The organism is Micromonospora sp. NPDC050397 (assembly GCF_044901685.1).
Classification (GTDB): domain Bacteria; phylum Actinomycetota; class Actinomycetes; order Mycobacteriales; family Micromonosporaceae; genus Micromonospora_G.
In genome coordinates this window covers 458,254-474,146 of sequence record NZ_JBJDPS010000005.1, presented here as the reverse complement: position 1 = coordinate 474,146, position 15,893 = coordinate 458,254, and the positions used below count along the sequence as shown (strand labels likewise).

General features: G+C 71.1%; 18 protein-coding genes. 12 read left to right on the top strand and 6 right to left on the bottom strand.

Annotated elements, in window-relative coordinates; all coding sequences use genetic code 11:
• Positions 1–2: 2 nt before the first annotated feature.
• The 9 genes from ACI2K4_RS20980 to ACI2K4_RS20940 are packed head-to-tail and all read left to right on the top strand — an operon-like array spanning position 3 to position 6,974.
• The gene (locus ACI2K4_RS20980; protein WP_404513371.1) at positions 3–806 is read left to right on the top strand and encodes a ParA family protein; all 804 of its coding nucleotides are present in this window, start codon (positions 3–5) and stop codon (positions 804–806) included.
• Complete coding sequence (locus ACI2K4_RS20975; RefSeq protein ID WP_404513370.1) at positions 796–2,424, top strand: CpaF family protein; 1,629 nt, start codon at positions 796–798, stop codon at positions 2,422–2,424. Before ACI2K4_RS20980 ends, ACI2K4_RS20975 begins: the two co-directional genes overlap by 11 nt.
• Positions 2,425–2,429: 5 nt before the next feature.
• Positions 2,430–3,329: a type II secretion system F family protein gene (locus ACI2K4_RS20970; RefSeq protein WP_404513421.1), complete on the top strand. Its 900-nt coding sequence runs from the start codon at positions 2,430–2,432 to the stop codon at positions 3,327–3,329.
• Positions 3,329–4,195: a type II secretion system F family protein gene (locus tag ACI2K4_RS20965; RefSeq protein WP_404513420.1), complete on the top strand. Its 867-nt coding sequence runs from the start codon at positions 3,329–3,331 to the stop codon at positions 4,193–4,195. The genes ACI2K4_RS20970 and ACI2K4_RS20965 overlap by 1 nt, the downstream gene beginning before the upstream one ends.
• Before the next feature lie 43 nt (positions 4,196–4,238).
• Entirely contained in the window at positions 4,239–4,457 is a 219-nt protein-coding gene (locus ACI2K4_RS20960; RefSeq protein ID WP_404513369.1) for a hypothetical protein, read from the top strand.
• A 7-nt stretch (positions 4,458–4,464) separates the two neighbouring features.
• Positions 4,465–4,914 (top strand): TadE/TadG family type IV pilus assembly protein, encoded by a 450-nt coding sequence (locus ACI2K4_RS20955; RefSeq protein WP_404513368.1) that lies wholly within the window; start codon positions 4,465–4,467, stop codon positions 4,912–4,914.
• A gap of 14 nt (positions 4,915–4,928) precedes the next feature.
• A complete protein-coding gene (locus tag ACI2K4_RS20950) occupies positions 4,929–5,393 on the top strand; it encodes a TadE/TadG family type IV pilus assembly protein (protein ID WP_404513367.1) in 465 nt (154 codons plus the stop codon).
• A complete protein-coding gene (locus tag ACI2K4_RS20945; protein WP_404513366.1) occupies positions 5,390–5,812 on the top strand; it encodes a pilus assembly protein TadG-related protein in 423 nt (140 codons plus the stop codon). The genes ACI2K4_RS20950 and ACI2K4_RS20945 overlap by 4 nt, the downstream gene beginning before the upstream one ends.
• A gap of 16 nt (positions 5,813–5,828) precedes the next feature.
• Complete coding sequence (locus tag ACI2K4_RS20940) at positions 5,829–6,974, top strand: LysM peptidoglycan-binding domain-containing protein (RefSeq protein ID WP_404513365.1); 1,146 nt, start codon at positions 5,829–5,831, stop codon at positions 6,972–6,974.
• A 68-nt stretch (positions 6,975–7,042) separates the two neighbouring features.
• On the opposite strand, the gene ACI2K4_RS20935 is transcribed toward ACI2K4_RS20940, so the two are convergent.
• Positions 7,043–7,894, bottom strand: coding sequence for a Rieske 2Fe-2S domain-containing protein (locus tag ACI2K4_RS20935; RefSeq protein ID WP_404513364.1), 852 nt, complete (start codon positions 7,892–7,894; stop codon positions 7,043–7,045).
• 125 nt (positions 7,895–8,019) lie between these two features.
• Between ACI2K4_RS20935 and ACI2K4_RS20930 the strand changes: the two genes are divergently transcribed.
• A complete protein-coding gene (locus ACI2K4_RS20930) occupies positions 8,020–9,078 on the top strand; it encodes an NAD-dependent epimerase/dehydratase family protein (RefSeq protein WP_404513363.1) in 1,059 nt (352 codons plus the stop codon).
• A gap of 7 nt (positions 9,079–9,085) precedes the next feature.
• Here the strand turns inward: ACI2K4_RS20930 and ACI2K4_RS20925 are convergent, their stop codons facing one another.
• Positions 9,086–9,502: a hypothetical protein gene (locus tag ACI2K4_RS20925; RefSeq protein WP_404513362.1), complete on the bottom strand. Its 417-nt coding sequence runs from the start codon at positions 9,500–9,502 to the stop codon at positions 9,086–9,088.
• A 70-nt stretch (positions 9,503–9,572) separates the two neighbouring features.
• Positions 9,573–11,894 carry a protein kinase gene (locus ACI2K4_RS20920; RefSeq protein ID WP_404513361.1) on the bottom strand — a complete coding sequence of 774 codons (2,322 nt, stop codon included), beginning with the start codon at positions 11,892–11,894 and terminating at the stop codon, positions 9,573–9,575.
• A gap of 280 nt (positions 11,895–12,174) precedes the next feature.
• Here ACI2K4_RS20920 and ACI2K4_RS20915 point away from each other — a divergent pair, with 280 nt between their 5' ends.
• The gene (locus tag ACI2K4_RS20915) at positions 12,175–12,612 is read left to right on the top strand and encodes an SUKH-4 family immunity protein (protein ID WP_404513360.1); all 438 of its coding nucleotides are present in this window, start codon (positions 12,175–12,177) and stop codon (positions 12,610–12,612) included.
• Positions 12,613–12,642: 30 nt separating this feature from the next.
• Here the strand turns inward: ACI2K4_RS20915 and ACI2K4_RS20910 are convergent, their stop codons facing one another.
• Positions 12,643–13,029: a DUF4259 domain-containing protein gene (locus ACI2K4_RS20910; protein WP_404513359.1), complete on the bottom strand. Its 387-nt coding sequence runs from the start codon at positions 13,027–13,029 to the stop codon at positions 12,643–12,645.
• A gap of 89 nt (positions 13,030–13,118) precedes the next feature.
• On the opposite strand from ACI2K4_RS20910, the gene ACI2K4_RS20905 reads away from it, so the two are divergent.
• Positions 13,119–13,880, top strand: a complete 762-nt coding sequence (locus ACI2K4_RS20905; protein ID WP_404513358.1) for a crotonase/enoyl-CoA hydratase family protein — start codon at positions 13,119–13,121, stop codon at positions 13,878–13,880.
• Between the two features lie 96 nt (positions 13,881–13,976).
• Here ACI2K4_RS20905 and ACI2K4_RS20900 read toward each other — a convergent pair whose 3' ends face one another.
• Both ACI2K4_RS20900 and ACI2K4_RS20895 read right to left on the bottom strand, forming a co-directional pair.
• Positions 13,977–15,119, bottom strand: coding sequence for a DUF1996 domain-containing protein (locus ACI2K4_RS20900; protein WP_404513357.1), 1,143 nt, complete (start codon positions 15,117–15,119; stop codon positions 13,977–13,979).
• A gap of 206 nt (positions 15,120–15,325) precedes the next feature.
• Positions 15,326–15,814 (bottom strand): type II toxin-antitoxin system PemK/MazF family toxin, encoded by a 489-nt coding sequence (locus ACI2K4_RS20895; protein WP_404513356.1) that lies wholly within the window; start codon positions 15,812–15,814, stop codon positions 15,326–15,328.
• Between the last annotated feature and the right edge of the window lie 79 nt (positions 15,815–15,893).

The following is a 15,893-nucleotide window of genomic DNA, read 5'->3' as shown; positions in this document are numbered from 1 at the left end:
GCATGGCCGTCGTCGCCTTTGTCTCCGCCAAGGGATCACCGGGGGTCACCACCGCCAGCCTCGCCTGCACCCTCTCCTGGCACCGACGGTTGGTCCTCGCCGAGTGCGATCCGGCCGGTGGTTCGGTGCTCGCCGGTTACCTCGCGGGCGGGTTGAGCGGCCCACGCGGGATCGGGGAGCTGGCCGTCGGGGAGCTGCGCGACGGCAACCTGGAGACCGCTTTCTGGTCACAGTTGGTCGACCTGGACGCGCCGAAGCGGGAGCGGCTGCTGCTGCCCGGGATCGTCGACTCGGCACAGGCCGGCAGCGTCGCGCCTCTCTGGCAGCGCTTCGCCGACTTTTTCAACGAACTTGAGCGAGGCAACCCCGCGTACGACGTACTGGTGGACTGTGGCCGGTTGCAGGTCGCGTCGCCGCCCTGGCCGATCCTGCGCGCGGCCGCGGTCGTGCTGGTCACGACCAACGCCCGCCTCTCCGACATCTCCAGCATCCGATCGACGATCAGGGCGATCGAGCGCGACTTCGCCGAGCACCGGGTGCTGCCCGGTTCGTTGCGACTGCTGCTGGTCGGCAACGGCCACAGCCCGGGAGAGGTGAGCAAGGCGCTCGGCCTGCCGGTCATCGCGCACCTGCCACACGATCCGCGTACCGCCGAGGTGCTCAGCCACGGCGGGACCGTGCGGGCCAAACGGCCGCTGATGAACGCGGCCGGTGCCCTGGAGGTGCCGGTCCGCACCCTGCTGGACCGCCGCCGGGCCCGGCTCTCCTGGCCGGCGCCGGTACAGGAGGTCCCGAATGCGGTTTGAGCCCGTCTCCCACGACCCTCGGCAGCGGGAGAACGGCGTCACCTCGACGGTGCCGCCGATCCCGGTGAACGGACGACACCAGCGGCCGCCGGCCGCGCCGATCGGCAACCCGACCAGCGGAAACGGCTCGTCGACACACGGAAGCCCGCCGTACCCGCACGCCGCGTTCGCCGCGCCGGGCAGCGCACCGCCCATGCCCCCGCCACCCACGCCCCGGCCACGGATCGATTTCGCGGTGGTCCGCGAACTCCGCCGCGAGCTGAGCGAACGACTGACCCTCTGGCAGCGCGGCCGGGAGTTCACGGCGGACGAGGAGGACACCGAGCGGGCCCGGATCGCGGTCGCCGTGGTCGGGGAGTACGCCGACGGTGCCCGTCGGGCCGGTACGCCGATGCACGCCAACGAGGAACGGGCGCTGCTCGACCAGGTCACCGCCGAACTCGTCGGGCTGGGACGGCTACAGACCCTGCTGGTCGACAACACCATCGAAGAGGTGCACATCCTCGGCTGCGACCTGGTACGGATCACCCGGCACGGCGGCGGCGTCGACTGGGTCGACCCGATCGCGGACAGCGACGAGGAGTTGGTGGAGATCCTCCAGGCGGCGGCACGGCGGGCCGGGTCGACCGAACGCTCGCTCTCCACCTCCAAGCCGACGCTGGACCTCCAGTTGCCCGACGGCAGCCGGTTGGCGGCGGTCTACCTGGTCAGCCACCGTCCGTACGCGGTCATCCGGAAGCACAACACCCTGGACGTGAGCCTGGACGAGATCGCCGGTGAGCGGGGCGACCTGGACGAGATGATCGACCTGCTGATCCGCGACTTCCTCCGGGCGGCGATGGCGGCCGGGCTGAACATCATGGTGGCCGGGCTCGCCGGTGCCGGGAAGACGACCGTCATCCGGGCGCTGATGGACGAGATCCCGGCGGACGAGCCGTACGTGGTGCTGGAGGAGAGCCGGGAGCTGCTCCCGACCCGGCGTGGGATCAAACACCGGGCGGTGATGAGCTTCGAGTCCCGGGAGGGGCACGGCGAACGCGGCCTCGACGGGCGCCCGGCCGGCGAGGTCACCATCGCCGACCTGATCCCGGTGTCGCTGCGGATGGGCGTACTCCGGATCATCGTCGGCGAGGTCCGTTCCCGCGAGATCGTTCCGATGTTGCAGGCGATGACCACCAGTCGGGGCTCGATGTGCACCATCCACGCCCGTACGCCGGCCGGGGTGAGCGAGCGGATCATCGAGCTGGCGCTCTCGCACGGTCGGGAGATGACCGTCGACCAGGCCCGCCGGATGGCCGGTAACGCGCTCGACCTGATCGTCTACGTGACGGTGGAGGACGAGACCGCGATCGGCGGTCGCAAGCACCGGTTCGTCTCGCACATCGAGGAGGTCATCGGTGCCGGCGAGACGGGTCGCATCACCACCACCACGATCTTCGGTCCCGGCCCGGACGGCCGGGCGATTCCCCGTCACCTGCCGGAACGGATCCGCGACCAACTGCTCCGGATCGGCTACGACCCCCGACTGCTGAGCCGCTACATCGAAGCCGGTACGGGCGCCTGGCGACGCCCACGCCGGACCCGTCTCGCGACCCGGACGAACGGGACGACGCGGTGATTCCCCTGGGCAACCTCGAACTGATCGCGGTCCTCGCCGGTGGGGCCTGCGTAGCCGGCCTGCTCCTGCTGGTGGTGGCGCTGGTCGGAACGACCCGTCCGGCCCCGCCGCCGGGCGGCTCCAACCAGTGGCTGCGTCAGCTCTGGCAGGGTTCGGGCACCAGCCGAGCCGAACACCTCCGGCACCAGGCACTGCTCGGTACGGCGGTGCTGGCCGGCGCGGTGGCGTTCCTGCTGACCGGGCTCCCGGTGATCGGGCTGCTGGTCGCGATCGCGGTGCCCGGCACACCGTGGCTCTTCACCGCCGGCAAGGCGGAGCAGCGCGCGATCTCACGGATCGAGGCGGTCGGCGAATGGACCCGCCGGCTCAAGGACATGTCCAGTACGGGGCAGGGGCTCCAACAGGCCATCGTCGGTACGGTCTCCACCTGCCCGGAGGAGATCGACGAGGAGGTGCGGTTGTTGGCTGCCCGGTTACAGGCCGGCTGGCTGGCAAAACCCGCGCTGCTCGCGTTCGCCGACGAGATCGGCGACCCGGTGTGCGACCAGGTGGTCGCCGCGCTGATCCTGCACCTGACCGACCGCGGTGAGCGCCTGGGCGACGTACTCGGCTCGATCGCGTCGGCCGCCGCCGCCGAGGTGGCCACCAGACGCGAGGTGGAGGCGAAGCGAACCCAGCCTCGGTTCGCGGTCCGTTTCCTGACCGGGATGACGCTGCTGATCCTGGCGTACGGGCTGCTCAACCCGAACTACATGCGCCCGTACGGCACCCCGGCGGGGCAGACCGTGATGGCCGTCCTGGGAGCGGTATTCGTTGCCCTGCTCGTCTGGGTACGCAGGATGAGCCTGCCACCCCGCCCGGCTCGATTCCTCGCGCCGCCAAAGGCGGAGGAGGTACTGGCATGATCCTGAACTGGCAGCTCACGCTCGGGGTGGTCGGCGGATCCACGGTCGGCCTCGGAGTCTTCGTCCTGGTCCGGGAGATGATGCCGGCCACCCCAGCCCTGGGGCCGGCACTTCGTCGGCTGCATCAGCCGGCGGCGCCGGTCGGGTCCACGCCCTCGTCGCGCAACCTCGACTGGTTGAGTGGGATCACCCGCTGGCTCCGGCCACCCACGCGTCAACTGGCACTGATCGACCAGACCCCGGAGCAGTACACGCTCTCGATCGTCACGAGTGCTCTGATCGGGCTGGCACTGCCGAGCGTCTCGGCGGCGCTGCTCTTCCTGGCCGGAGTCCACCTGCCACTGGTCGTTCCGGTGGTCGCCGCGCTGGGTCTCTCCCTGGTGGCCGCACTGATCGCCCATCAGAGCGTGCTCTCCAAGGCCCAGAAGGCCAGCCGTGAGTTCCGGCAGGCGGTGTGCGCGTACCTCGATCTGGTCGCGCTGCAACTGTCGGCGGCTCACGGACCGGTACAGGCGCTCGAACGGGCCGCGAGCGTCTGCGACGGTTGGGTGTTCGAGCGCATCAGGGAAAGCCTTCGCATGGCCCAGCTTCAGATGCACTCGCCCTGGGACGAGTTGCGCGATCTCGCCGACCGGATCGGGGTCGCCGAACTCGGTGACGTCGGCGCGATCATGCAGTCCTCGGGCACGGACGGCGCCCAGGTAAACGAGACCCTCCGGAGCCGGGCCGACTCCCTCCGGGACCAGATCCGGACGGACAACCTCGCCAAAGCCGAAGCCGTCACCAGCCGGCTCGACATCCCCGGAGCCCTGCTGGTGTTCGTCCTGATGGGCTTCGTCCTCTACCCATTCGTCGCTCGGATCTGATCCGCGCCGGAGCCAACCTTTCGGAAGCAGAGGAGTTCGGAACATGCAGCTCGCCATCTACCTACACACCACCATCGCGCTGCGTCTCGCGGAACTGCGCAGCGCCAGCGAGCGGGACCGCGGCGACAGCCCGGTACCCACCGCGGTCATCATCTCGGGTCTGGTCTTCATCGCCCTGGTGGTCACCGGTCTCGCCCTCGCTCGGGCGCAGAACTGGATGAACGCCATTCCCAACACCCAGAACCCCGTGGCACCCCAGTAGCCATCACATGCGACAGCTCGCGGCAAGGATCCGGTTCCGGGCCACGGCGGCCCGGAACCGGATCATGCCCGAGGCCCGGGATCGCGGCGCCACGCCGCTCGAACTGGCAATCGTGATGCCGGCGATCCTGGTGCTACTCATGCTCTCCATTCAGGCCGCCGCCTGGTTCCTGGCCCGCACGACGGCGTTGAACGCGGCGCAGGAGGCGGTCAGCGCCCAGCGGGCCTACCAGGCCGGACCGGGTGTCGGAGCGCAACGGGCGAACGAGTTCCTGGCCAAGGCCGGCGGGTGGCTGATCGGTGCCCAGGTGACGGTCACCCCGGTCGGAGGCGCCACGACCGAGGTGAGCGCCACCGTACAGGGACAGGCGGTTCAGGTGGTCCCGTTCGTCACACTGCCGACGATCAGCGAGACCGCACACGGCACGGTGGAACGACTGACACCGGTGACCCCATGAGGTGGCGGAGCCGGATGGCCGCACGCGGATCGGTCTCGATCGAGGTCGCCATCCTCGCACCAGCCTTCCTGGGCCTCATGGTGGTGGCCGCGGTGCTGGGCCGAACCGCCATCGCGGACGAGGCGATAGGTTCCGCCGCGCACGACGCCGCCCGCGCGGCGTCGATCGCGCGAACCCCCGGCGATGCCCAGACGGCGGCCACGGAAGCCGCGAACGCGGCCCTGGGGCAGGCCGGGTTGTCCTGCGTGACGGGCTCGACGGTCCTCTTCGCCGGCTTCGTCGACAACGAGAAGACCTCGCTGTACGCCGCGTTCAGCAGCCCGCTCGGATCCAACGCCTCGGTCGAGGTGACGGTCAGATGCAACGTGTCCTACCAGGATCTGTCGATCTCCGCCCTGAACGTGCAGTCCACCCGGATGCGCCAGGCCACCTTCGTCTCACCGCTGGATCGTTACCGGAGCAGGACCTTGACGTCATGAACGGGGATCACCGGGACGCCGGCCGGGTCAGCCTCTTCCTCGCTGTCGCGATGCTGGGGATATTCGCGGTCATCGGCATGTCCTACGACGGAGCGGGACAACTACGCGCGTTGCAACGTGCGGACAACCTGGCGGCGGAGGCGGCTCGCGCCGGAGGTCAGGAGATCGACCGTGCGGCCGCGATCGGCGGCGGCGGCATCGTGCTCGACGAGGCTGCCGCCTACGCCAGGATCAACGCCTACGTCAACGACGCCCAGGCGACCCTGGTCGCGGTCGACTTCAACGCCTTCGCGGGCGGCCAGGACGTCACGGTCACCGTCAGCGTCCAGTACGACCGCTACATGCTCGACTTTCTCGGCTTCAGCAACTCGATCGACGTCGAGGGCAGGGCGACCGCACTGCTCCGTACGGAACCGTAGGTAGGGAGGCGACGTCATGCCCGCAGCGCGCGTATCGGCGGCCCGGCGTACCGGGCAGTTCCTCACCGGTCTCTGCTCGCTCCTCATCCTGGTCGCGCTGGTGGCCGGCGCGCCGATCGCGCTGCTGGCCGTCGCCGGCAACCCGCTGCCCGACCACGTACCGACGCTGGCGGAGATCGGGTCGGCGCTGACCAGTCGCGATGATGGGCAACTCTTCCTGCGCGCGCTGGCGATCGTCGGCTGGCTCGGCTGGGCGTCGTTCGCGCTCTCCGTACTCGTGGAGTTGCCGGCCCGGATCCTGCGCCGGCCGGCGATCCGGCTGCCCGGTCTGCGCCGGCAGCAGCGTGCGGTGGCGGCGCTGGTCGGGGCCGCCGCCCTGATCCTGGTGACCAGTCCGGCGGCGACCGCGGCCACGTCGGTGGCAGCCGGGACCGTCGCCGCCGCGCCCTACGCGCCGGTCAGCGCCGCGACCGCCGGGTACGCGCCAACGGTGCACACCGCGTCCGCGTCGACCGTCGTCGAGCAGGCGCCGAGCGCCTGGGCGGCGGCGCCGTACGGGCGCACCGGGGCGGCGCCGCTCGCCACCACCCCGGTCAGCCAGACCCGGGCCGGGGCGATGGCGGCACCGGGTGCGCCGGCCGAGGAGCCGGTTCCGGTGTACCGGGTCGAGGAGGGCGACTACCTCGGCACGATCGCCGACCGCTACCTCGGCGACTTCGACCGCTTCCGGGACCTGGCCAAGGCGAACCAGATCCGCAACCCCGACCGGATCAAGCCCGGTCAGCTCCTGCACCTGCCGGCGGACGCGCAGGACCGGGGCGTACGCACGCACGCGACCGGCCTGGTGGCGACCCCGCCGCCGGCCGAGCAGCGGACCGAGGCGCCGACCAACGGTTGGCCGTCGCCGGAGAAACCGGCTCCGGAAAAGCCTGCCCCGCCGCCGGCCGGCGAGCAGCAGCCGGGTGGGGTCACCACGTACGCGGTTGGCGCCTCTCGGGCCAGCGGGGTGGAGAGCCTGAACCGGCCCCTCGCGGTGAGCGCGGTGATCGCGGTGGCCAGCATCGTCGGGGCCCAGATCGGCGCGGTGCTCGGGTTGCGCCGCCGGCCGGCGACCAGCACCCCGAGCGGGGCCGGCGACGGCGGCCGGCACCGACGGGACTGAGCCCGGCGGGTTCGGGCAGCGCCGCCGGGGCCGGAGGTTCGGTGCCGGGGCCGGAGATTCGGTGCCGGTCAGGGCAGTCGGATCTCCAGCACCCCGCCCATCGTCCGGGTCGGCAGGGTTTGCTGGTCGGTGGCGCTCGGGCCGTGCACCACCTCGCCGTTGTCCAGCCGGAAGGTGCTGCCGTGCCACGGGCAGACCACGCAGACGTGTCCGTCGACCTTCGTGAGGTCGCCCGCGCCGAGCGGCCCGCCCTGGTGCGCGCAGTGTTCGAGCATCGCGGTGACGTTCTCCCCGTCGCGGTAGATCAGCACCCCGACGTCGTTGATTTTCCTGGTCACCAGGCTCGCCTCGGGCAGCGCGCCCAGATCGGCGACCGCGTGCCAGCCCTCGTCGATCCGGTGCATCTCGGGGACGGCCTGGTTGACCCCGGCGCCCATCTTGTACGCGAGGTGCCCGCCGAGGAACGCGCCACCGCTGGCCGCGGAGAGACCGGCCCAGCCGAGGATCCGGCCGATGCCGTGACGGCCGCTGAGCCGGGTGCCGAGCGAGGCGCCGTACAGCGCCAGTCCGATGCCGTTCGCCACGGCGTGGACCAGGCCGACCCGCCGTTGCGACTGGGAGAGCGAGGCCCAGTCGTTCCACCCGGCGAGCACGGCCGGTACGGCCCCGAAGGTACCGACCGCGACCAGCGCGGTCGAGGCCCGTCGCTGGCCCGGCAACATGTCCAGGATGGCGCTGGCGGTCCAGGCGCCGACCGGCAGTTGCACCAGCACCGGGTGCAGTGGATGGCCGAGCCAGACGCCGTGCAGCAAATCCCGCATCCAGCGTCGGGGCAGCGCGGACCAGATGCCCCGCTGGATCCGGTCGCCGACCCGGTCGAGTTGGCTGGCCTGCTCGAGTTTGTTCAGCACCGCTCGCATCGGCGCCGGATTCCCCTCCGCAGGACGGGCAAACCGTCCGCCCGGCGATCGGCTCGCCACCCGGACCAGGCATGGCGCGCCACCCGGACCAGGCATGACCGGACGGCGGCCGGGTAGAGAAGGAGATGCGTATCGCCATCACCGGGGCCACCGGCAACGTCGGAACCGCGCTGCTGCGCCGATTGGCTCAGGAACCGGACATCGAGGTGGTCGGGATCGCCCGCCGGCCGCCCTCGGAGACGGTGGGCGCACCGTACGACCGGGTCCGGTGGCACGCGTTGGACCTGGGTGAAGTCGACAACGTGCCCCGGCTGACCGAGGCACTCCGTGGCGTGGACGCGGTGGTGCACCTGGCCTGGCAGATCCAGCCCAGCCACCGCCGCGCACTGCTGCGGCGGACGAACCTCACCGGCACCCGGCACCTGCTCAGGGCGGTCGACGAGGCCGGGGTGGGGACGTTCGCGTACGCGTCGTCGATCGGCGCGTACTCCCGTGGGCCGAAGGACCGTCGGGTCTCGGAGAGCTGGCCGGCGACCGGGGTCGGTGGCTCCGGCTACAGCACCGACAAGGCGGCGGTGGAGGCGGTTCTGGACGGGGTGGAGCACGACCACCCGGAGCTGCGGATCATCCGGATGCGGCAGGCGCTGGTCTTCCAACGGGAGGCGGGTGCCCAGATCAGGCGGTACTTCATCGGTCGGGTGCTGCCGGTCTCCTGGCTGCGGTCGGGACGGTTGCCGCTGGTCCCCCGGAACAAGAAGCTGCGCATCCAGGTGGTGCACGCCGAGGACCTGGCGGAGGCGTACTGGTTGGCCCTGAGCGGCGACCACCGGGGCGCCTTCAACATCGCCGCGGAACCGGTGCTCGACGGACCGGTGCTCGCCGAGGAGATGGGCGGCCGGACGATACCGGTCCCGGTGTTCCTGCTCCGGATGGCGGCCAAGGCGGCCTGGCGGCTGCGGCTGCTGCCCACCGAGCCGGGTTGGATCGACCTCACCGCCGGGGTGCCGATCACCGACTGGTCCCGGGCCGAGCAGGAGTTGGGCTGGCGCCCACGGCACGACGCCCGGGAGGCGGTACGTGACCTGTTCGGCGGCATCGCCGTCGGTGCCGGCACCGAGACCTCGGTGCTGCGCCCGGAGCGCCGTGCGATGGGCCAGTTCGGACGTCAGACGTCACCCGGCTGACCAGCCCTCAGCGCAGGTCCTTCTCGTCGTCGGCGACCGGGCCACCGAGTTCGCCGGTCCCGTACGGGTCCAGCACCTGTCGCACCCGCCGGCCCCAGCGCTCGTGCGCGGCCTGCCGGCTGATCCCGGCCGCCCGTGCGATCAACTCCCAGGTCACGCCCCAGCGACGGAGGCCGATCAGGCTGCCGGTCGGGTCGATGCCGGTCTTCAGCTCGATCCGGAACCGGAGCAGTTGGGCCGCCACCTCGCGTTGGGCCCCGACCGGCCCGTCCTGCTCGGCCTGCCACTGCGCCGAGCCGGGTACGGGTCGGCCGCCGAGCAACAGGTCGGCCTGCTGGCTGGCCTCGTTTGCCGCAGCGTGCTCGGCGGCCTGGGCGGCCCGGGACACGTCGACGGTCAGCGCGGTGTTCATCAACTGATCCACTACGTCAAGGTATGCCTGACGAGGCTCGCTGTCCACCATTTTGGACTGTCGCTCACCCGCGCGTCGACGCTCAGCCCAGCCGCCACTTCTGGTTGGACGTCCCGGAGCACTGCCAGATCTGCAACCGCACCCCGTTGCCGGGCTTCGCGTCGATCACGTCGACACACCGGTCCGACCGTACGTTGACCAGGTCGGACGCCCTGTTCAGGGTGAACTTCTGCGACGCCCCGCCGTTGCAGTCGGCGAGCACCACCGCCGCCCCGTCGCTGGTCGACCGCCCCTGCACGTCCAGGCACTTGCCCACCGACCGTACGGTCCCGTCCGATGGGAAGGTGAACAACTGCCCGGCGGTCTGATGACAGTCCCACATCTGCAACTGGACGCCGACCGTCGGCGCACTGTTCGGGATGTCGATGCAGCGCCCGCTGCCGAGGCTGATGATCTCGTTCCCGGCAGGCTGCGCGGGCGGCTTCTGCGACGACTGCGGCTGCTGACCGGGATTCGCCGGGTTCGAGGTGGGGTTGCTCTGCCCCGGCGGTGGGGACTGTCCGGTGCCGGGCTGTCCCGGCACACCCGAGCCACCCGGGTTGGGCTGGCCGCCGCCGGGCTGAGCCGATCCGCCCGGCGCGGGCGACCCCGGGGGCGGAGTGCCCTGGAAGCCGTCCAGGACCAGCGAGAGGGAGCCCTGGTTGGTCGACCACTCGCCGTCCGGCGTGGTCCAGCCGATCGCGTACGGCCTGCCGTTGTGACTCACGAAGGTCCGGCTGATCGCGTGCATCCGCTCACCACCCGCCGCCGTGTACGTCCACTCCCACTCCGCCGCGCGCACGTGGTACGCCACCGTACGGATCCGGACCTGGCGGTAGTCGGGGTACCGGTCGCGCTCGGCCCGCTCCCGCGCCCGCAACTGGGCGACCAGGTCCGGCTTGACCGAGCGCGGCTCGTCGACACCGAGCACCCGCATGCCGTCCGGCTCCCGGAACTCGATCCGGTCACCGTCACGCAGTGACTGCCAACCGTCCGGCACGGGGACGGAGAAGTCCGGGTCGTCCCGGTAGTAGTGCCAGCCAGTCGCGGGTGGTGGCACCACCTGGGCGATCGACGCCTCCTCCAACCCGGGTGGGCTGGTGGGCGCCCAGGACGACTGGTTCGACCCGGCCTTGCCGCCGTGGCCACCGAACAGCTTGCCGTTGACCAGTGGCACGCTCACCACCAGCACGAGCAGCAGCGCGGCGGTGAGCGACGCGACCAGCCAACTCCGCCGCGCGCGTCCCCTGGTCGGGAGGCCCACGCCGCTTCCGGTCGTCGGGTCAGCGGTCTCCGCCTCCGGTGCGGTCGCGGCGGTACCCGTACGGGGCGCGGTGGCGAGGAACTCCGGCACGATCCGCGGTGGCGTGGCCGGGTCGGTGCCCGCGCCGGCACTCGGCTCCACCGTGCCTTCGCCGGCCCGTCGAACGCCCGCCGCGACCGAGTCACCCGCACCGGCCGAAGGGCCAGCTCCGGTGGTCGAAGCGCCCGTGCCGGTGGTCGAAGCGCCCGTGCCGGTGGTCGAAGCGCCCGTGCCGGTGGTCGAAGCGGCACCGGCCAGTCGCAGGAGGCGCTCCGCCTCCTCGGCACCGATCCGTTGCTCGGGATCCCGGCGCAACAGTCCCTCGAGCAGCACGGTCAGCGAACCGGCCCGCTGTGGTGGCGGCGGCAGCTCGGTGGCCAACGCCGCGAGGGTGGCGATGGCCGACGACCGGTTGTACGGCGTACGACCCTCCACGGCGGCGTAGAGCGTCGCGCCGAGCGACCAGAGGTCGGCGGCCGGACCGACGAGGCCGTCGGTGGCGCGTTCCGGGGCAAGGTAGGCGGGCGAGCCGAGCACGATGCCGGTCCGCGTCACGTGTGGGTCGCCGGGGACGGTCGCCAGCCCGAAATCGGTCAGTACCACCCGACCGTCGTCGGCGAGCAACACGTTCGCCGGCTTGACGTCCCGGTGCAGTACGCCGGCCCGGTGCGCGGCGCGCAGGGCGGCGAGCACGCCGAGGCCGATCTGCGCCACCCGCTCCGGCGCCATCGCCCCCTCGGCCTGGAGGACCTGGTGCAGCGAGCGCGACTGCACGAGTTCCATCACGATCCAGGGGTCGTCGCCGGTGTGCACCACGTCGTAGACGCGTACCACGTTGACCTGGTCGAGACGGGCGACCGCGCGCGCCTCGCGCATGGACCGCTCGCGCATTTCGTGGCGCTCGTCGTCGGTCAGTCCCGGTGGTGGAACCAACTCCTTGATGGCCACGTCTCGCTCGAGCATTTCGTCGCGAGCCTGCCACACCCGGCCCATACCGCCCTGTCCGAGCGGCTGTACCAGCCGGTAACGATTTGCGATCAACTGTCGGGGGGCGTCGCGCACGACAGGACCGTACCTGGAGTTGTTATCGCTCCCAATTTTCAGGGTGGTTGGATTGACGACAGTCGGAAACGTCACACCTGCCAACGCGGCTTAACGCACTACGCAATCCCGGATAGATCTCCGCTCTTGCGACTTCGCTTGTCGCCCATAGCGATGTTACCAACGCGTAGATCGATTACCGACGATATCCATCGACAGAATTCGAATTACCGGTGCGTTCCGCCCCGGCCGGGTCCGGCGATCCCGCACGGGTCCGGCCGGTGTGCCATGCTCTGCAACCGTGCTGTCGGACGAGTGGATTGTTGACGTGCTCGCGGCCCTACGGCCGATCACCTACGCGAAGGTTCCGGTGGAGGGGCGCTGGCAGCAGCCGCCGTACCCGGAGCGGACCGTCGGCGGCCGGTTGGTCGCGGTGTTGTGCGAGGACCCGGAGGTCGCCAGCCTGGTGCTGGACCGGGCCGACGGTACGGTGCTGTACCTGCCGGCCGACGAGGAACCGGCGCTGGTGAACCGCTCGCTTCCCCAACTGGTCGACGCCTCCCGGGCCTACACCCGGGCGGCCCGGCGGGCCCGCCGGATCGACGAGGACGACGACGAGGCCCTGGAGGCGCTGGCCGCCGAGACAGCCGGCGAGATCGGCCGGATCGACCCCGAGGCGGTACGCGACGAGAACCAGCTCTGGGCGGTCGCCACCGAGGAACTCGGTTACGGCCTCTGACCCGCGGTGCCGTGCGGAGGTCGGCGGCCGTCAGGTCCGGTCGGTGCCGTGCTCGCGGGCGGACGCAGCGGCCAGCCGGTCGAACGTGTCGACCAGGATCGCCCGGCGCTCGGCCCGGTAGTCCTCGGTCGGCTCCAACCCGTCGATGCTGCCGTCCCACACGGCCAGGTAGCGCCGCTTCCAGTCGGCGACCGTCTCCGGCGGCGGCAGCACGACGCCGACGTACCGCTGGTCGGCGAGGAGGCAGAGCAGTTCGAGGTTGCACGGGACGGCGACGCCCCAGTACTCGTCCGGCTCGATCCGGACCGGGTCCCCGGCCATCGCCTCGGCCACCTCGGTCACCAGCCGGTCGGTGACCATGGCGAGGTGGTCCGCGGCGGTGTCGTTGTCGAAGTTGCGGCTGCCCCAGCTTCCCACCCGACACTCCTCCCGGTTCCGGTCGCCGCCCATCATGCCGGACCGCGCGTCCGGTTCCGCAACCAGCCGTCACGGGGCATCCTGGACCGATGGTCGTACGGGTGGAGCGCAACGGTCCGATCACGACGGTCGTACTCGACCGGCCGGAACGCCGCAACGCGGTCGACGGGCCCACCGCCCGAGCCCTCGCCGACGCGTTCCGCGCCTTCGACGCCGACCCGACCGCGTCGGTCGCCGTGCTCTGGGGGGCCGGCGGCACGTTCTGCTCCGGCGCCGACCTCAAAGCCATCGGTACGCCGAGCGGCAACCGGGTCGAGCCGGACGGCGACGGACCGATGGGTCCCACCCGGATGCGGTTGGGCAAGCCGGTGATCGCCGCCATCGCCGGTCACGCCGTCGCCGGTGGCCTCGAACTCGCACTCTGGTGCGACCTGCGGATCGCCGAGTCGGACGCGGTGCTCGGTGTCTTCTGCCGACGCTTCGGCGTGCCGCTGATCGACGGTGGGACCGTACGGCTGCCCCGGCTGATCGGCGAGAGCAGGGCGATGGACCTGATCCTGACCGGGCGCGCGGTGCCGGCCGTCGAGGCGTACGAGATGGGTCTGGTGAACGGGCTGGCACCGCCCGGTGGCGCACGGGTGGCGGCGGAGGAACTCGCCGCCCAGCTCGCCGAGCTGCCGCAAACCTGCCTGCGCAACGACCGCCTGGCGCTGCTCGACGGCGCGGGCCGGCCGGAACCGGAAGCACTCGCGGTCGAACTCGGCTACGGAACGCGTTCGCTCGCCGCCGACGCGGCTGCCGGCGCGGCCCGGTTCGCCGCCGGGGCCGGTCGCCACGGCGGGCCGGTCTGAACGGTCTGAACCCCGGAAACGCGCGACGGCGGCGGCACGGTCACCCGGTCGGGGATGGCCGTGCCGCCGCCGCCATCGGCGCGGATGATCCAGGGGTCAGAAGTTACCCGCCGAGTTGCACTTCGCCTTCTGGTTCAGGCAGTTGCGGACCCGGGACGCCAGGGCGTCGTCGTCCCAGGCGTTGAAGAAGTCGGCGTGCATCGAGAAGGAGGTGCCGGAGGAGAGCGTGATGCCGTTGGTGTTCGCGCTCAGCGGGTAGCCGATCACGAAGGAGACCGAGGGGATCGGCACCGGGTGGCTCTTCGGGCAGGCGCCCGTGTGGTCGCCGTTCGCGACGTGCGCCTTGTGGTCCGGGCTGTCCAGGTGCTTGCCGTCCCAGCAGTCCGGGAAGGTGATCTGCCGGACGATGTGCGCGGTCGGGGCGCAGACCGGGAAGGTGCCGTCGGCGCTACGGCCGACCTCACCGCCGATGCCCGCGCACCAGAAGTGGTTACCCTGCTTGTCCGGGGTGTCGACCTGGTTCTTCGCGTCACCCACGACCATTCGGAATCCGAACGGGAACGGCTGGGTCTTGCTCGGGTCCTTGAGTCGGGAACCGTAGTAGACGGTCACGTCCTTCGGGTCGACGACCTTGCCGTTCTGCATCATCGTCGGCACCCAGTAGGCGGAGCGGTCCTGGGGCGAGTTGCAGGTGGTCGGTGCGGACGCGCGCAGCGATTCCGCGGTCGACTTGGCGTTGGTCGACTTGTTGCCCCAGAAGGTGTGGTTGTGCGAGGCGCCGACCAGACCCGGGAGCACGATCGGGTCGTCGTTGTTGTGGTGGCTGGTCGTGCAGCCGACGTTGAACTCGGCGACCCGGACCGGGTTACCGGTGATCGGCTTCGGCGTACGGGCGAAGAACGCCCTGGTCGCGGCGGCCTGTGCGGCCGGGTCGATGGTGATCCATCCGCCGGACGAGGTGGGCGGCTTGGTGCCGGCGGGGGCGGTCGGGTCGCCGCCACCACCCGGAGCGGAGGTGCCCCCGGGAGCACTCGGCGTGGCCGAGGGGCCACCGGGGGTGGCGCTCGGCGTACCGGGGGCGGCCGAGCCGGGACCGGTCGAGCCCATACCGGCCGAGCCGGACGGACCGGACGCTCCGGGATTTGACGGCAGTTCCTTACAACCACCGGCAAGCGCGACACTCAGCAGCAGCAGCGCGGTGACTGAACGACGTTGTCTGGGGGTGGGTCGCAAATTCATGTGGGAGCACACCTTTCTTCCGAGAGGGAAGACTACGAGCGTGCGCCCACTCTCTTCGAGCCAGAACGATTATTTCTGCCTTAAATCTCCGCTCAGCACTTAGCAGATCAGCTTACGGAAATCACCGCACTGTTGTTCTGGTCTCAATTCAGGGATTCTTTTCCAAAAACTGTAATCGGAATCCAGCCACCCGCTCAGCAAAACGGTCAGCGCCAGCCGTAACCGTGGCGCAGGGCCTGGCTGACCCGGTCGAAGCGGGCCCGGTCCAGCACCGCTCCCTCGCGTCGGATGCTGTCCTCGCGCATGGTCAGGACCCGGTCGAGGCGGAGGAAGCTCGGTCGCTTGTCCCGGTCCCACTCGCCCGGCCCGAGCGCGAACCAGTTCCGCTGGCCGTGGCGCTCGCTCTGGCTGGAGAGCATCAGACCGTACAGGGTCCGGCTCTTGCGGCCCACCACCAGCACCGGCCGGTCCTTGCCCTGCCGTGGGTCGTCCTCGTACGGCACCCAGGTCCAGACGATCTCACCCGGGTCGGCCTGCCCGTCCAGCTCCGGGGCGTACATGAGTTCACGGCGTTGCAGCGCCGCGACCTGGCGCCGACGCGCGATCTGGGCTGGGATCTGACCGGGGGTGGGGGCGGGACGACGCCGAGCGATCTGACCGACCCTCGCCGCCATGCCCCTCAGGAGATTCGCCACCTCGGCACCCTACCCCCGCCGGCTTCGGAACACGCAGCTACACCTGTTCAACGGGCTACCGACCATGACTCGATCGGTG

What these genes read in the sequence shown, in the direction of transcription:
- ACI2K4_RS20960 (WP_404513369.1), top strand. Translation starts at nt 4,239, where the DNA reads ATGCAGCTCGCCATCTACCTACACACCACCATCGCGCTGCGTCTCGCG.
- ACI2K4_RS20950 (WP_404513367.1), top strand. Translation starts at nt 4,929, where the DNA reads ATGGCCGCACGCGGATCGGTCTCGATCGAGGTCGCCATCCTCGCACCA.
- ACI2K4_RS20900 (WP_404513357.1), bottom strand. Translation starts at nt 15,119, where the DNA reads ATGAATTTGCGACCCACCCCCAGACAACGTCGTTCAGTCACCGCGCTG.
- ACI2K4_RS20935 (WP_404513364.1), bottom strand. Translation starts at nt 7,894, where the DNA reads ATGCGAGCGGTGCTGAACAAACTCGAGCAGGCCAGCCAACTCGACCGG.
- ACI2K4_RS20980 (WP_404513371.1), top strand. Translation starts at nt 3, where the DNA reads ATGGCCGTCGTCGCCTTTGTCTCCGCCAAGGGATCACCGGGGGTCACC.
- ACI2K4_RS20955 (WP_404513368.1), top strand. Translation starts at nt 4,465, where the DNA reads ATGCGACAGCTCGCGGCAAGGATCCGGTTCCGGGCCACGGCGGCCCGG.
- ACI2K4_RS20905 (WP_404513358.1), top strand. Translation starts at nt 13,119, where the DNA reads ATGGTCGTACGGGTGGAGCGCAACGGTCCGATCACGACGGTCGTACTC.
- ACI2K4_RS20940 (WP_404513365.1), top strand. Translation starts at nt 5,829, where the DNA reads ATGCCCGCAGCGCGCGTATCGGCGGCCCGGCGTACCGGGCAGTTCCTC.
- ACI2K4_RS20975 (WP_404513370.1), top strand. Translation starts at nt 796, where the DNA reads ATGCGGTTTGAGCCCGTCTCCCACGACCCTCGGCAGCGGGAGAACGGC.
- ACI2K4_RS20930 (WP_404513363.1), top strand. Translation starts at nt 8,020, where the DNA reads ATGCGTATCGCCATCACCGGGGCCACCGGCAACGTCGGAACCGCGCTG.
- ACI2K4_RS20945 (WP_404513366.1), top strand. Translation starts at nt 5,390, where the DNA reads ATGAACGGGGATCACCGGGACGCCGGCCGGGTCAGCCTCTTCCTCGCT.